This is a genomic window from Streptomyces sp. NPDC001020 (genome assembly GCF_053599115.1).
The window spans coordinates 160968-176705 of record NZ_JBSFLQ010000010.1; the positions used below are offsets into that span (position 1 = coordinate 160968).

Sequence of the window (15738 nt, forward strand, 5' to 3'; positions counted from 1 at the left end):
ATCCTTAACGAGATGGCAACGATGCCATCCGTTCTCTAAGTGAAGGCACGGGCCCAGCGGACAGCGTGCCATCCAAAAGGGTTGAATCACCCATCTCGCTGAGGGCGAGCGCGAGCGCGCCGAGCACCTCGGCACGGCCTCCCAGTGCACCCGGCAGCACCGTCAGGTGGCGTGCGGCGCTGGGGATCGCATACCGCCCGACCGACTCCCTGATGGGCCCGAGCACCAGTTCCTTCGCCTCGGCGAGATCCCCGCCCAGCACCACTCGGGTGGGGTTCAGCAGGTTGCAGAGATTGGCCACTCCGCTACCGATGTGGCGGCCCACGTCGGCGATCACCCGACGGCACCCCGGATCACCGTCCCGTGCCAGCTTGACCATGCCCTCCATGGTCAGATCGGTGCCGTGGCTGGGCTGAAGCAGCGGCAGGACATACCCGGCCGCCGTGAACGTCTCCAGGCAGCCGCGGTTGCCGCAGCGGCAGACGGGACCTGATTCGTCAAGGGTGATGTGACCGATCTCCCCAGCGGTCCCCCCGGGGCCGCGGTAGATCTTCCCGTCGATCACCAGTCCGGCACCGACACCGCTCGAGACCTTGATGTACGCCAGGTCCTTGACCCCCCGGCCGCTGCCCCAGACCAGTTCTCCGAGGGCGCCGAGGTTCGCGTCGTTGTCCACGTACGCCGGCACGCCGAGCCGTCTGTGCAGCTCCTCGGCGGGTCTGGTGCCGGCCCAGCCCGGCAGGATGGCGGTGGAGCCGAGCGTGCCCGACTCGACGTCGATGGGACCGGGCACGCCCAGACCCACGCCCGCGACCTTGGACCGGTCCACCCCGGTCGCCTCGATCAGCCTGTTGACCAGCTCTTCCGCCCGGTCGAAGCCCTGCGCGGCGGAAGCGTCCACATCCAGCGGCTCCGACTCCTCGGCGAGCACCTGATGGGCGAGGTTTCCGACCGCGACACGCAGATGGGTATGCCCGAAGTCGACGCCGATGACAATGCCGGCGTCTCCGCTGAGCGAGACGCTGCGAGCCCTGCGACCGCCCGCCGACGTGGGCGTGACCTCGACGGTTCCGCCGTCCTTGAGTTCCCGCACGATATTGGAGACCGTCGCCGCGGACAGACCCGTCGTCCTCGCGATCTCGGCCTGCGTGAGCGACCCGGCAAGGCGCACCGCACGGACGACGCGCTCGAGATTTGCTCGGTGCAGCGACGACTGCGACCCCGGAGTCTCCATCGACTCATCCACTCCCTCAGCCCGACGGCCACGATGCCGCCCGTGTGGCCCGGGTCACGGCAGCGGAACCCGGGTCACGTACAAGTTGTGAACTCCAAAGTCCGCCGAACGGGTTACCGCAGTCAAGTCCTTGACGGAAATCGAGGGGGAACGGATGGGCAGACATACGGACGCGCCGACGCCACCCCCGGTTCACGGGAGGGCGTCGGCGCGTCAGGTCGTTCGGGCCCGTACGGCTGCTTCGGGTGAAACCCAGGCGGCTACTTCAGGGCCCCCGCGGTCAGCCCCTGCACCACGTGCCGCTGGAAGATGATGTACGCCGCCAGCACCGGCAGCATCGCCATCACCAGGCCCGCGAAGAGGCCGGACCAGTCGCCCTTGTAGCCCTGGCTGGCGGCGAGTTGGACCAGGCCCTGGGTGAGGACGTGTTTGTCGGGATCGGTGTTCAGGACGGTCGGGAGCATGTACTGGTTCCACTGGCCCAGGAAGTTGAAGATCCCCACGCTGATCAGTCCCGGCTTCGCCATCGGGAGCATGATCTGGAAGAACGTGCGGGTGTGGGAGGCCCCGTCCACGAAAGCGGCCTCGGCCACCGATGTCGGCAGCGTGCGGAAGAACGCGGTCAGGAAGAAGACCGTGAAGGGCAGCGAGTAGGCGATGTAGACCAGGATCAGACCGTGGATCGTGTTCAGCAGGCCCATGTTGTTCACGACGTAGAACAGCGGGACCAACGCGAGCATGATCGGGAAGCTCATGCCGGCAATGAACAGGTAGTAGATGAACCGGTTGCCCGGGAAGTCGAAGCGCGCCAGGACGTACGCGGCCATCGAGCCGAGTACCAGCGTGCCGATGAGCGAACCACCCACCACCAGGACGGTGTTGAAAAAGTAGTCGCTCATGTTGGCGTCGGTCCACGCCCGCGCCCAGTTGTCGAAGTGCAGCTTGTCCGGCAGCGCCCAGGGCGAGCTGAAGATCGAGTTGTCGTCCTTGAAGGAGGTCATCACCGCCCACAGCAGCGGCATGACCACCATGAACGCCCACAGGACGAGCATGCCGTGCGAGAAGACGTTGAGGACGGCGCCGTCCTTCTTGCGTCGCACAGGCCCGTCGGCCCCGGCGCCGGTCTTGGTCACGGTGGCGCCGGGCTCGGCCGGGATCGGGGCGGGGGTCTTGGTTGTCTTCATGCTCAGAACTCCAGCCGCTCGCGCCGGCCCAGCCGCATCACGATCGCCGCGAAGAGCAGCGTCACGACGAGCAGGGCGACACCGATCGTGGTTGCGTAGGCGGCCTGACCGTCACGGAAGGCCTTCTGGTAGACGTACAGCACCAGGACGGTGGTCGAGTAGTCGGGCCCACCCGGACCGGTCGTCATGATCTGTACGACCGCGAACGACTCGGCGCCCAGGGCCAGGATGCCCATGTACACCCAGCCGGACTGCACGGTGTCCCACAGCAGCGGCAGGGTGATCCGGAAGAACGTCGTGGCGCGGCCCGCCCCGTCGAGCAGAGCCGCCTCGTAGAGGTCCGCCGGGATGGAGGCCATGCCGGCGGAGAAGAGGACCACGAAGAAGCCGACCGTGGACCAGACGAGGACCGCCATCACGCACCACAGGGCGAGGTTGGGGTCGCCCAGGAACAGCGGCTGGACGCTGCCGAGACCGATGCCGCGCAGCAGCGAGTTGATCGCACCGCTGTCCGGGTTGTACGCGAAGGCGAACAGCAGCGCGACGATGGCGATCGAGAGGACCTGTGGGAAGAAGTAGACGATCTTGTAGAAGGACGAGCCCCGCACGCCGGAGATCGCCGGCCCGCCCTTCCGCCGCCGACCGCCCACATTGATCATGAAGGAGAGGAACAGCGCCAGACTGATCGTCACCAACGGCACCAGCAGCGCGAACAGCAGGCTGTGCTGCAGCGACTTCCAGAAGATGTCGTCGTCGAACATCCTCTTGTAGTTGTCGAAGCCCACCATCTTGAATTCGGGGCTCAGCCCGGTCCAGTCCGTGAACGTGTAGTAGATGGACTGGATGAAGGGCCATACGACGAAGATCGCGTACAGCCCGAGGGGGACCGTCAGGAACCCCACGATGAACCGGTATTTGCCGTGCTGCATTGCTACCGACCTCGATCTCGCTGCATGGCCCCCGGCGCCGGCCGCGCGGGCGGCCGGCGCCATTGGTGACGGACCCTCACTTGTGCTTGTAGTGCTTGATCGACGTGTCCTTGGCCGCCGCGTCGGCGAAGCCCTGGATCTTCTTGATGGCCTCGGCCGGAGTGAGACGTCCGGCCATCATCTCGCCGATGGCGGACACACCGATCTGCTCCTTCTGGAGCTTCACGTACCAGTCCTGGATGCGCGGGTTCAGGACGTTGCTTCCGGCCTTCTCCAGCGCGGCCACGCCGGACTTGAGGCCCGGGGTGAGGTCGAGGCCCTCGGTGCCGCCGTTGAGCGCCGTCAGCGACTTGACCTTGGCGGTGAAGTTCTTCGAGGACGCCTCGCTGAGCATGATGCGCAGCTGCTCCATGCCGCCCTCGGGGTTCTTCGCCTTGGCCGGGACGACGAAGGGCTCGCCGCCGGAGGCCCAGATCGTGCCGAACGGCAGCTTGTCGGAGGAGTCGAGGCCCGAGGGCGCGGAGACGGCGAGGTTGAAGTCGGCCGGGATGACGTTCGCGGACTCGTTCTCCACCCAGTTGCCGTTCGGGATGAACAGCGCCTTGCCCTTGGCCCAGGCGGTCTGCGACTGGATGTGGTCGAGACCGGGGGTGCCCTTGAGGATGTATCCCTTCTTGTACAGCTCGTAGTACGCCTCGAAGCAGGCCTTGACCGCCGGGTCCTTCCAGGCGTTCGGTTCCAGGTTGTCGATGGCGTCGAGGACCTCACGGCCGCCGACCTTGCCGATCATGGGGTACAGGGAGAAGGGGATGTAGTACGGGTACTTGCCCGCGTAGGTCCAGCCGGCCATGCCCTTCTTCTTGGCCTTCTCGCAGACCTTGAGCATCTCGTCCCAGGTCTCGGGGTACTTCTCGTCGAGCGAGTCCAGGGCCTTCTGCGAGTAGAAGACGCCGTACACGGTGTAGGCGTAGTACATGATCCAGACGGGGTTGCCGTCGAACTGGCCCATCTCGACGATGCCCGGGCGGAGCGTGTCGCGGACCTTCTTGTTCGGGTCGTCGACGGACGGCGCGTCGAGGAGCGGGGTGAGGTCGGCGAGCTGGTTCTTGCCCACGAGGACGCCCATGTCCATCTGCTCGGCGCCGGAGTTGTCGATGAGGTCCGGCGGGTTGCCCTGGTTGAAGCGGGGCTGCAGGGTGGACTGGATCTTCTGTGTGGCGGTGAACTTGACCTCCGCCTTGGGATAGGCCTTCTCGTAGATCTTGACCGCGTCCTGGGCGTACTCCTTGCCGAAACCGCCGTCGAACAGCACGAACTCCATCTGCGTCGTGTCGTTGACGCCGAGCGGGTTCTTCGCGGTCTTCTTGCCCGCCTTGGGCTTGTCCTCGCTGTCGCCGCCCCCGCTGCTGGCACACGCGGACAGGAAGCTCATCGTGGGCACGGAGATCAAGCCGAGCGCGGCGGACCGCTTGATGAGGTCGCGGCGGCCGACGCCCCCGAAGGTGGTGCTCTCGTTGCTCTCGCCGGAAGTGGATCCCATGCTCAAGTCCTCGCTTTCTCCAGGACTCAGGCGGTGAACCGGATCCTCCCCGGCACCGCGGTGATGGTGAAGCTCGGGTGGTGCATGGGGGATTCAGTAGGACGGCACAACAGCCGGTCGTACCCGCAACGGTCCGCCGCCTCCCGATTCCCCCCGGTCGTGCCTGCCCGCGGCCGTCGTTCGGTTTGGTGACGACTGCCCGGACGCCGACAGGTATAGTCCACTTCCCGCCAGCTGAGCAAGATCGAGCGCAAGGATGGCGCCGTGCTTTTCCGAGTTGAGACCTCGCGGAAACACGGAATGCCCGCGCGTCCCACCGAACGGGATATCCGCCGCATTGGGCTCGAACGGCACACTCAACGCCTCTAGACCACTGGTCACTTGACCCGTGCTGTGGCGAGCTCCCCGCCTTCCGGGGCCCATGAGGGCATCCGGCGCCCAGACCTTCAGCCCGTGATCGGTTTCGCCGTTGAAGCCGCTTCAGCAGTCCCCGGACACCGTGCGCGTGGAGTCCTCTCCCGCCGTCGGCGTCCCGTTGTCGCGTACGCCGCGTGGGTGCTTCGTCGCAAAGACCGGGTTCGTGTGCATTACGGAGGCTACGATCGCGGCTGTGCAGCTTCGGTATGAATTCCCGCCACCCAGATCATCAGCGACAGCCAAGTGGTGTTCGTGGAGACGCGGCGCTCGTGAGCGGCACAGATATCGGCACAGATGGGCCCCCACGGCGGTCGTGGCCACGGCCGCCTTCGCGTTGCTGGTGGCCGCGCAGGGCTCGGCGGTGGCACTGCCCGCCCACGAGGCGTCCACGGACCGGGAGTTCGCCTCCTCGTTCGAACCCGGTGACGCCGCGCCGACCTGGCTGAACACCGTGGACACGGCGGCGGACGGCTCGAAGCGGGCATCCGGTGTGGACGGCGGGAACGCCAAGGACATGCGTACGCTGGTGGACCACGGCCCCAGCGGCTCCCCCACCGCCAAGGCGGGTGCGGGCTTCACGGGCAGGCGGGCACTGCGGTACGCGGGCACGCACACGGCGGGCGGCCGGGCGTACTCGTACAACAAGATCTTTCATGTGCACGTGGGCGTCGAGCGGAACACCCAGCTCTCGTACCGGATCTTCCCGTCCATGGCGGACGGGGACCGGGACTACGACGCCACGAACGTCTCCGTCGACCTGGCCTTCACCGACGGCACCTGTCTGAGCGGCCTCGGGGCGCTCGACCAGCACGGCTTCCCGCTGAGCCCGCAGGGCCAGGGCGCGGCGAAGGTCCTGTCCGTCAACCAGTGGAACAACGTGGTCTCGCGGATCGGGTCGGTTGCGGCCGGGAAGACCGTCGACCGGATCCTGGTGGCCTACGACTCGCCCAAGGGACCGGCCAGGTCGCAGGGCTGGCTGGACGACATCGCACTGAGGATCGTGCCGCCGGAGAGGCCGAAGGCGCATCTGTCCGACTACGTGCTGACGACCCGCGGCACCAACTCCAGCGGCTCCTACTCCCGCGGCAACAGCTTCCCGGCGACGGCCCTTCCGCACGGCTTCAACTTCTGGACGCCGGTGACCAACGCGGGCTCGCTGAGCTGGCTGTACGACTACGCGCGGGCCAACAACGCGGACAATCTGCCCACGATCCAGGCGTTCAGCGCAAGCCATGAGCCGAGCCCGTGGATGGGTGACCGGCAGACGTTCCAGGTGATGCCGTCAGCCGCGTCCGGCACGCCTGACACCGGCCGTACCGCGCGGGCGCTGGCGTTCCGGCACGAGAGGGAGACCGCGCGTCCGTACTACTACGGGGTGACCTTCGAGAACGGTCTCAAGGCGGAGATGACGCCGACGGACCACGCGGCGGTGCTGCGGTTCACCTACCCCGGCGACAACGCGAGCGTGCTCTTCGACAACGTGACGGAACAGGGCGGACTGACCCTCGACAAGGCGAACGGAACCGTCACCGGCTTCTCTGACGTGAAGTCCGCACTCTCGACGGGAGCGACACGGCTGTTCGTCTACGGTGTGTTCGACGCACCCGTGACGGACGGAGCCGCCACGGGAGTGAAGGGGTATCTGCGTTTCAAGCCGGGCGCCGACCACACGGTGACTCTCCGCCTCGCGACCTCCCTCATCAGCGTGGCCCAGGCGAAGGACAATCTGCGCCAAGAGGTCCCGGACAGCAGGTCGTTCGACGAGGTGAAGGCACAGGCGCGGAAAACCTGGGACAGACTGCTGGGCAAGGTCGAGGTCGAGGGAGCGACGACGGATCGACTGACGACGCTGTACTCGTCGCTCTACCGGCTGTACCTGTACCCGAATTCGGGCTCCGAGAAGGTGGGTTCGACCTACCGGTACGCGTCCCCCTTCTCCCCCATGACGGGTTCGGACACGCCCACCCGCACCGGCGCGAAGATCGTCGGCGGCAGGGTGTACGTCAACAACGGTTTCTGGGATACCTACCGGACCACCTGGCCGGCATATTCACTGTTGACACCACGTCAAGCGGGTCAACTCGTCGATGGCTTCGTACAGCAGTACAAGGACGGTGGCTGGACCTCGCGCTGGTCCTCCCCCGGGTACGCGGACCTGATGACCGGTACGTCCTCGGACGTGGCGTTCGCGGACGCCTACGTCAAGGGCGTGAAGTTCGACGCGCAGGCCGCCTACGACGCGGCGGTGAAGAACGCGACGGTCGCGCCGCCCTCGTCCGGGGTCGGCCGCAAGGGCATGGTGACCGCGCCGTTCCTCGGCTACACCAGCACCAGTACCGGTGAGGGCCTGTCGTGGGCGATGGAGGGCTACGTCAACGACTACGGCATCGCGAAGATGGGCCAGGCGCTGTACAAGAAGACCGGCAACAAGCGCTACCAGGAGGAGTCGGCGTACTTCCTCGACCGCGCCCGGGACTACGTCCGTCTCTTCGACCCGAGAGTGGGCTTCTTCCAGGGCCGCGACGCGCAGGGCGACTGGCGACTGAAGCCGTCCGCGTACGACCCGCGTGTGTGGGGTTGCGACTACACGGAGACGAACGGCTGGGGCTTCGCCTTCATGGTCCCGCAGGACAGCCGGGGTCTGGCGAACCTGTACGGCGGCCGCGGCAAGTTGGCGGACAAGCTCGACAGGTACTTCGCCACACCCGAGACGGCCTCGCCGCAGTTCGTGGGCTCGTACGGAAGCGTCATCCACGAGATGACGGAGGCGCGCGACGTCCGGATGGGCATGTACGCGCACTCCAACCAGCCGGCGCACCACGTGATCTACATGTACGACGCGGCGGGGCAGCCGTGGAAGGCGCAGGGATACGTTCGCGAGGTCCTCTCCCGCCTGTACACCGGCAGCGAGATCGGGCAGGGCTATCTCGGCGACGAGGACAACGGCGAGCAGTCGGCCTGGTACGTGTTCTCGGCGCTGGGCTTCTACCCGCTGGTGATGGGAAGCGGCGAGTACGCCATCGGATCGCCGCTGTTCACTATGGCGACGGTGCACCTGGAGAACGGCAAGGACCTTGTCGTCAACGCGCCGAAGAACAACGCGAGGAACGTCTACGTCCAGGGTCTCAGGGTCAACGGCAAGGCGTGGAACTCGACATCGCTGCCGCATGCGCTGATCGCGCGGGGCGGAGTGCTGGACTTCGACCTGGGGCCGCGGCCGTCGGCGTGGGGCACGGGGAAGAACGCGGCACCGGTCTCGATCACGCGGGACGGCAGGGCGCCGTCGCCGCGGACGGACGTGCTCACGGGTGCGGGCGCGCTCTTCGACAACACGTCGGCGACGGAGGCGACCGTGACAAGCGTGGACCTGCCGGTGGCGGGCCGCACCAAGGCGGTTCAGTACACCCTGACCTCCCCGGCCGACCACACGCGGGCCCCGACGGGCTGGAGGCTGGAGGCCTCCGAGGACGGCACGCACTGGACGACGCTGGACCGGCGGGAGGGCGAACCCTTCACCTGGGACCGGCAGACGAAGGCGTTCTCGATCCCGCATCCCGCCTCGTACCCGCACTACCGCCTGGTCCTGGACCGGAAGGCGACCCTGGCGGAGGTGGAACTACTGGCCTGACACCGCTCACGGCAAAGGGGGCGGGCCCGAGGTCACCTGGGCCCGTCCCTTCCGCTTCGGAGTGGCACCTGAATCCACTCGACGTCACTCGTGGGGGCGGTGTTCTCGGTCCCGGGGCGCGCAACGGGCAACCCTAGTGCTCTCGTGGTCATCTACACCTTACGAACGCAACGACCGGGGAGAGGGCGGGCGGGCTGTGCACGGTTCCGGTGCGGATGGCTGCGAGAAGAACACTGCCGGTTCCTGGTGGGCGCCCGCGGTGGCGAACCTTCTGATCGGGGCAGTGGCCATCGTCCCGGGCATGTGCATCCGGTGGCTGTTGACCGGGCACGAGTTGGTCCGCTGCGTCGGCGAGTTCGGCTGTGGCGCGGAGTCGCCCGACAACGCACTCGGCATGACGCTCGGCGCGGTGCTGGGTGGCGCGTTCGTCGTCGGGATGGTGCTGGTCGTGGACGTCCTCATACCGTGGCAGGAAGGCAGACCGCTGCACCTGTGGCTCGGCATGGCGACCCTGGTCCCCGCACCGTTCGTGGTTGCCCAGGCCGTTGGGTGGATCTAAGGGCTGTCCCAGCACGCCGGGCGGACATGGCGGAGGGCCGCACCCCCGTGGGGGTGCGGCCCTCGACTGCCGTACGGAACCGCTTACTTGCGGATGAGGCTGCGCAGCACGTACTGCATGATGCCGCCGTTGCGGTAGTAGTCGGCCTCACCAGGGGTGTCGATGCGGACGACCGCGTCGAACTCGACACCGCTGTCGGTGGTGACCTTGACCGTGCGCGGCGTGGTGCCCTCGTTCAGCTCGGTGACGCCGGTGAAGGAGAAGGTCTCCTCGCCGGTCAGGCCGAGGGACTCGGCCGAGGTGCCCTCCGGGAACTGGAGCGGGAGCACACCCATGCCGATGAGGTTCGAGCGGTGGATGCGCTCGTACGACTCGGCGATGACGGCCTTGACGCCGAGGAGCGCGGTGCCCTTCGCGGCCCAGTCACGGGACGAACCGGAGCCGTACTCCTTGCCGGCCAGGACGACCAGCGGGGTGCCCTGCGCGATGTAGTTGCGCGAGGCGTCGTAGATGAAGGAGACCGGCCCACCCTCCTGGGTGAAGTCGCGGGTGTAGCCGCCCTCGGTGCCCGGCGCGATCTGGTTGCGCAGACGGATGTTGGCGAACGTACCGCGGATCATGACCTCGTGGTTACCGCGGCGGGAACCGTAGGAGTTGAAGTCGCGACGCGCGACGCCGTGCTCGGTGAGGTACTTGCCGGCCGGAGTGTCGGCCTTGATGGCGCCGGCCGGGGAGATGTGGTCGGTGGTGACCGAGTCGCCCAGCTTGGCGAGGACGCGGGCGCCCGCGATGTCCTCGACCGGAGCCGGCTCCATCTCCATGCCCTCGAAGTACGGGGGCTTGCGGACGTAGGTCGACTCCGCGTCCCACTCGAAGGTGTTGCCGGTCGGGATCGGCAGCGCCTGCCACTGGGCGTCGCCCGCGAAGACGTCCTGGTACGACTTGTTGAACATGTCCTCGCCGATGGCGTTGGCGACGACGTCATTGACCTCGGCCTCCGACGGCCAGATGTCCTTCAGGTAGACCGCGTTGCCGTCCTGGTCGGTGCCCAGGGCGTCACGGGTGATGTCCACCTTCATGGAGCCCGCGAGGGCGTACGCGACGACCAGCGGCGGGGAGGCCAGGTAGTTCATCTTGACGTCGGGGTTGATACGGCCCTCGAAGTTCCGGTTGCCGGAGAGGACCGAGGTGACCGCGAGGTCGTGCTCGTTGACGGCCTTGGAGACCTCCTCCGGCAGCGGGCCGGAGTTGCCGATGCAGGTGGTGCAGCCGTACCCGACCAGGTTGAAGCCGACCTTGTCCAGGTACGGCGTCAGGCCCGCCTTGTCGAAGTAGTCCGTCACGACCTTCGAACCCGGAGCGAGGGTGGTCTTCACCCACGGCTTGCGGGTCAGGCCCTTCTCGACCGCCTTCTTGGCCACCAGGGCGGCGGCGACCATGACGTACGGGTTCGAGGTGTTGGTGCAGGAAGTGATGGCGGCGACCGTCACCGCACCGTGGTCGATGGTGTAGGTCGTGCCGTCGGGGGCAGTGACCTGGACCGGGTTGGACGGCGTGCCGTTCGGGTGGACCGCCGGGGCGTCGGAGGCCGGGAAGGACTCCACACCCGCCTCGTCGACGCTGTCGACGTAGTTACGGACGTCCTGCTTGAACTGCTCGGCGGCGTTGGCCAGGACGATGCGGTCCTGCGGACGCTTCGGGCCGGCGATCGAGGGCACGACGGTGGACAGGTCCAGCTCGAGCTTCTCGGAGAAGTCGGGCTCGGCCTTCGGGTCCAGCCAGAGGCCCTGCTCCTTGGCGTAGGCCTCGACGAGCGCGACCTGCTGCTCGCTGCGGCCGGTGAGGCGCAGGTAGTTGAGGGTCTCGTCGTCGATCGGGAAGATCGCGGCGGTGGAGCCGAACTCCGGCGACATGTTGCCGATGGTGGCGCGGTTGGCCAGCGAGGTGGCGGCGACGCCCTCGCCGTAGAACTCGACGAACTTGCCGACCACGCCGTGCTTGCGGAGCATCTCGGTGATGGTCAGCACCAGGTCGGTGGCGGTGGTGCCGGGCTTGAGCTCGCCGGTGAGCTTGAAGCCGACGACGCGCGGGATGAGCATGGAGACCGGCTGGCCGAGCATCGCGGCCTCGGCCTCGATGCCGCCGACGCCCCAGCCGAGCACGCCGAGGCCGTTGACCATGGTGGTGTGGGAGTCGGTGCCGACGAGGGTGTCGGGGTACGCCTGGCCACCCCGGACCATGACGGTACGGGCCAGGTGCTCGATGTTCACCTGGTGGACGATGCCGGTGCCCGGCGGGACGACCTTGAACTCGTCGAAGGCGGTCTGGCCCCAGCGCAGGAACTGGTAGCGCTCCTTGTTGCGGCCGTACTCCAGCTCGACGTTCGCCTTGAAGGCATCGTTCGTGCCGAACTTGTCGGCGATGACGGAGTGGTCGATGACCAGCTCGGCTGGCGCCAGCGGGTTGATCTTCGCCGGGTCGCCGCCCAGCTCCTTGACGGCCTCACGCATGGTGGCGAGGTCGACGACGCAGGGAACGCCGGTGAAGTCCTGCATGATCACGCGGGCCGGCGTGAACTGGATCTCCTGCGACGGCTGGGCCTGGGAGTCCCAGTTGCCGAGGGCGCGAATGTGGTCGGCGGTGATGTTCGCGCCGTCCTCGGTGCGGAGCAGGTTCTCCAGCAGGACCTTGAGGCTGTACGGAAGGCGGGCCGAGCCCTCCACCTTGTCCAGCCGGAAGATCTCGTACGACTCGTCGCCCACCTGCAGCGTGCTGCGGGCGTCGAAGCTGTTCGCCGACACGACAGTCTCCTTCATTGATGTGCGCGTACCACCGCAATCCTGCCGCCACGGCGTCTCGGTCGACCCGCTAAGGTAAGGCTAACTTAGGCATCCCTTACCAGAATGGCGACTGCGGTGCCTTCGGCAGATATCTCGATGTCGAGATAACTCTAGTACATGGGTGCGGGCTGGTCATGCCGGAGCCGCCTGATCTCTCGCAGCAAAGGTCGAGCGGCCACTGAGGCCTGGCTATCCGGGGAGACAGTGGGGGAACATCCCGGGTGGACTCGCGGATGCTCTCGCGCTCGGTCTCCGCGGACGCGTCATGGAGGATTGCCCAGCCGCCCCGCACGGGCCGGACGCGGCGGACCAGGGCCGTCGACAACTCGACGACAGCGGCCCACGGCACGCGAGGAACGCCGGCAGGACAGCATTGGAGGACGACTGAGACACGCCCGCCATGAGCCACTCACGGGGGGCGGTTCACTCCGCCGCGGATCGCGCGTACGCCATCCAGCGGGGCGAGTAGGACAGGCTGTCCCTTTGTAGGCCCGTCCATGGCAGACCGCTATGGACTGTTCGGCAAGCCCGCCACCTGGCCACCCACGAACAGGGCCCCCTGGACGCTCTTTGGCATGACACCCTTCGAGCTACCAAGAGGTCCTGCTCTCATGCCCGGCACCCGCCGCAGTCACCTGCTCGAGATTCCGGTTCGGTCAACCCCGCTCAAGATCCGAACGGCAACAGCCTGAGTGACAAGCACGGGATGAAGACGCCTGGAGAGACGTTGTCGAGGTCAGGGGACGTAGACGCTCGCCCCGAACTCGAACACATGGCTCCGCCTCGGCGCTACCACGCCCTCGGCCGTCCCAGTGCAGTCACTTCCACGGAAGACGAGCACAGCCTCATTGGTGTGGTTCTGAATGCCCAGCGGCCTGAGGCGTGAGTTGTAGCAGCCGCTCGGGTTCTTGATGGCCTTGCCGTTGAGATAGAGGGTCCCGGTGGCCGCACTGGCGCTGGTAACGGTGGTCAGACACAGGATGGCTGCGGTGACGGCGATACCGGCAGCGTGGAGCAGGCTCTTCAACGGTTCTCCTTGGCGAGTCGGAACTGACTGCACCAGCTGTTCCCGTACGCCCCAACCGGCAGACGGCCCGTACGGGGGACTCAGACGGATGGCTGACGCGGGATGGAGTAACCGTCAAGCCTGTGGTTCCGGGTCGGTCTGATTGCCGCCCAGCTCTCGCCACACCAGGTGGCCCTCCTTGCGATCGGCCTCAGGCGCCGCTGACGCCCGGTCACCCGAATGACCCCCCTCAGGAGGCGCCATCTCATATCTGAGATAGCCTCAACCTCATGTCAGACGACTACCTCGTACGTATCGGCAAGCTCATCCGTGACGCCCGCCAGCACCGTGGCTGGACTCAGGCGCAGCTCGCCGAGGCTCTCGGTACCAGCCAGAGCGCCGTCAATCGCATCGAGCGCGGCAACCAGAACATCAGTCTTGAGATGATCGCCCGGATCGGCGGAGCCCTGGACAGCGAGATCATCTCCCTGGGCTACGCGGGGCCCATGCACCTGCGGGTGGTCGGTGGCCGTCGGCTCTCCGGCGCCATCGACGTGAAGACGAGCAAGAACGCCTGCGTGGCCCTGCTGTGCGCCTCGCTGCTCAACGAGGGGCGCACGGTGCTGCGCCGGGTCGCCCGCATCGAGGAGGTCTACCGCCTTCTGGAGGTGCTCGGGTCGATCGGCGTACGGACCCGGTGGATCAACGACGGCGTCGACCTCGAGATCGTGCCGGCCGCCAACCTCGACCTGGACGCCATCGATGCCGTGGCCGCCCGCCGTACGCGCTCCATCATCATGTTCCTCGGCCCGCTGCTGCACCGCATGGACCGCTTCAGGCTGCCGTACGCGGGCGGCTGCGACCTCGGTACGCGCACCATCGAGCCGCACATGATCGCGCTGCGCCGGTTCGGTCTCGATGTCACGGCCACCGAAGGGCAGTACCACGCCGTGGTGGACCGGTCCGTCTCCCCCGGCCGGCCGATCGTGCTGACCGAGCGCGGAGACACCGTGACGGAGAACGCGCTGCTCGCCGCCGCCCGCCACGACGGCGTCACGGTCATCCGCAACGCCTCCTCCAACTACATGGTCCAGGACCTGTGCTTCTTCCTGGAGGCCCTCGGTGTCAAGGTCGAGGGCATCGGCACCACCACGCTCACCGTGCACGGCATGCCGAACATCGACGTCGACGTGGACTACTCCCCCTCCGAGGACCCGGTCGAGGCGATGAGCCTGCTGGCCGCCGCGGTTGTCACCGAGTCGGAGCTGACGGTGCGCCGGGTGCCGATCGAATTCCTGGAGATCGAGCTGGCGGTACTGGAGGAGATGGGGCTCGATCACGACCGCACGCCCGAGTACGTCGCCGACAACGGCCGTACCCGCCTGGTGGACCTGACCGTGCGGCCCTCCAAGCTCGAGGCGCCGATCGACAAGATCCACCCGATGCCGTTCCCCGGCCTGAACATCGACAACGTCCCGTTCTTCGCGGCCATCGCGGCCTCCGCGCAGGGCAAGACGCTGATCCACGACTGGGTGTACGACAACCGGGCCATCTACCTGACCGACCTGAACCGGCTCGGCGGACGGCTGCAGCTCCTCGACCCGCACCGGGTGCTGGTCGAGGGTCCGACCCGCTGGCGCGCCGCCGAGATGATGTGCCCGCCCGCACTGCGGCCCGCCGTGGTCGTGCTGCTGGCGATGATGGCGGCCCCGGGCACGTCCGTGCTGCGGAACGTGTACGTCATCAACCGCGGCTACGAGGACCTGGCCGAGCGACTCAACTCGGTCGGGGCGCAGATCGAGATCTTCCGCGACATCTGATCGGCCCGTTGTCGTGCCTCTTGGAGGCAAGGGGCACGACACCTCCCCATATGCCTGCTGACCTGCGAATACTCCGTCTCGTGGCCGGGCATGTCGTAGGCCGTACCGACGTGGACGATCTTGCCCTGCTTGAGCAGGCGGCGAAGAGCTCGGTCTATGCGGTCGCGAACCACCTGGCCGGCTCGTCCGATGCCCCACGCGAGACGGACCCGGGTGTAGATCACCTCCTTCTCGACGGGTCCTTCCACCTCAACCACGCACAGGTGGTCGAGGTCCGGGCGGGCCGCCCTCGCCTTCTGCACCGCCTCCTCGATCGTCTCCGCCTGCGCCTTCGACAGCGCGACGACGCCGAGGGTGTGCTCGGGGCGGGTATCGAAGTGGTGGATGACGCGCTGGGCCACTCTGGCGGCCTCAAGGGGGTTGTCGCTGCTCCCGCCGCGGTCTTCGACCCACGCGGTGAGCACCGCACGCTCCATTGCGGCGGGGAAGCCCTCGGCTAAGACCCCGCGGCGTGCAAGCTGGTCGGGCAGTCCGTCAAGGTGGTAGCGGCGCAGCAAGGTCAGTGCGTCGGCGCAACTGGT

At 67.3% G+C, this 15738-nt stretch carries 10 protein-coding genes; 3 read left to right on the forward strand and 7 right to left on the reverse strand.

Annotated features, from left to right (window positions below; genetic code table 11):
• Nucleotides 1-4: 4 nt before the first annotated feature.
• From ACWDEX_RS12465 to ngcE, 4 genes are all read right to left on the reverse strand, one after another.
• Nucleotides 5-1234, reverse strand: a complete 1230-nt coding sequence (locus ACWDEX_RS12465; protein WP_450463219.1) for an ROK family transcriptional regulator — start codon at nt 1232-1234, stop codon at nt 5-7.
• 260 nt (nt 1235-1494) lie between these two features.
• Entirely contained in the window at nt 1495-2418 is a 924-nt protein-coding gene (locus tag ACWDEX_RS12470; protein WP_450463220.1) for a carbohydrate ABC transporter permease, read from the reverse strand.
• A gap of 2 nt (nt 2419-2420) precedes the next feature.
• Complete coding sequence (locus ACWDEX_RS12475; RefSeq protein WP_450463221.1) at nt 2421-3347, reverse strand: carbohydrate ABC transporter permease; 927 nt, start codon at nt 3345-3347, stop codon at nt 2421-2423.
• A gap of 76 nt (nt 3348-3423) precedes the next feature.
• Complete coding sequence (ngcE, locus tag ACWDEX_RS12480) at nt 3424-4887, reverse strand: N-acetylglucosamine/diacetylchitobiose ABC transporter substrate-binding protein (protein ID WP_450463222.1); 1464 nt, start codon at nt 4885-4887, stop codon at nt 3424-3426.
• A 730-nt stretch (nt 4888-5617) separates the two neighbouring features.
• Between ngcE and ACWDEX_RS12485 the strand changes: the two genes are divergently transcribed.
• Both ACWDEX_RS12485 and ACWDEX_RS12490 read left to right on the forward strand, forming a co-directional pair.
• Complete coding sequence (locus ACWDEX_RS12485) at nt 5618-8932, forward strand: GH92 family glycosyl hydrolase (protein WP_450463223.1); 3315 nt, start codon at nt 5618-5620, stop codon at nt 8930-8932.
• A gap of 259 nt (nt 8933-9191) precedes the next feature.
• Nucleotides 9192-9491 carry a hypothetical protein gene (locus tag ACWDEX_RS12490; protein WP_450463224.1) on the forward strand — a complete coding sequence of 100 codons (300 nt, stop codon included), beginning with the start codon at nt 9192-9194 and terminating at the stop codon, nt 9489-9491.
• Between the two features lie 83 nt (nt 9492-9574).
• Here ACWDEX_RS12490 and acnA read toward each other — a convergent pair whose 3' ends face one another.
• Nucleotides 9575-12292 (reverse strand): aconitate hydratase AcnA, encoded by a 2718-nt coding sequence (gene acnA, locus ACWDEX_RS12495; RefSeq protein WP_450463225.1) that lies wholly within the window; start codon nt 12290-12292, stop codon nt 9575-9577.
• A gap of 775 nt (nt 12293-13067) precedes the next feature.
• Nucleotides 13068-13358 carry a hypothetical protein gene (locus ACWDEX_RS12500; protein WP_450463226.1) on the reverse strand — a complete coding sequence of 97 codons (291 nt, stop codon included), beginning with the start codon at nt 13356-13358 and terminating at the stop codon, nt 13068-13070.
• 269 nt (nt 13359-13627) lie between these two features.
• Here ACWDEX_RS12500 and ACWDEX_RS12505 point away from each other — a divergent pair, with 269 nt between their 5' ends.
• Nucleotides 13628-15157 (forward strand): UDP-N-acetylglucosamine 1-carboxyvinyltransferase, encoded by a 1530-nt coding sequence (locus ACWDEX_RS12505; protein WP_450463227.1) that lies wholly within the window; start codon nt 13628-13630, stop codon nt 15155-15157.
• Here the strand turns inward: ACWDEX_RS12505 and ACWDEX_RS12510 are convergent.
• Entirely contained in the window at nt 15091-15714 is a 624-nt protein-coding gene (locus ACWDEX_RS12510) for a DUF3320 domain-containing protein (protein ID WP_450463228.1), read from the reverse strand. The two genes, ACWDEX_RS12505 and ACWDEX_RS12510, sit on opposite strands and share 67 nt — an antisense overlap.
• Nucleotides 15715-15738 lie beyond the last annotated feature (24 nt).

Bases quoted from the DNA above. Each gene is read 5' to 3' on its own strand.
- ACWDEX_RS12465 (WP_450463219.1), bottom strand. From the start codon at position 1,234: ATGGAGACTCCGGGGTCGCAGTCGTCGCTGCACCGAGCAAATCTCGAG.
- ACWDEX_RS12470 (WP_450463220.1), bottom strand. From the start codon at position 2,418: ATGAAGACAACCAAGACCCCCGCCCCGATCCCGGCCGAGCCCGGCGCC.
- ACWDEX_RS12475 (WP_450463221.1), bottom strand. From the start codon at position 3,347: ATGCAGCACGGCAAATACCGGTTCATCGTGGGGTTCCTGACGGTCCCC.
- ngcE (WP_450463222.1), bottom strand. From the start codon at position 4,887: ATGGGATCCACTTCCGGCGAGAGCAACGAGAGCACCACCTTCGGGGGC.
- ACWDEX_RS12505 (WP_450463227.1), top strand. From the start codon at position 13,628: ATGTCAGACGACTACCTCGTACGTATCGGCAAGCTCATCCGTGACGCC.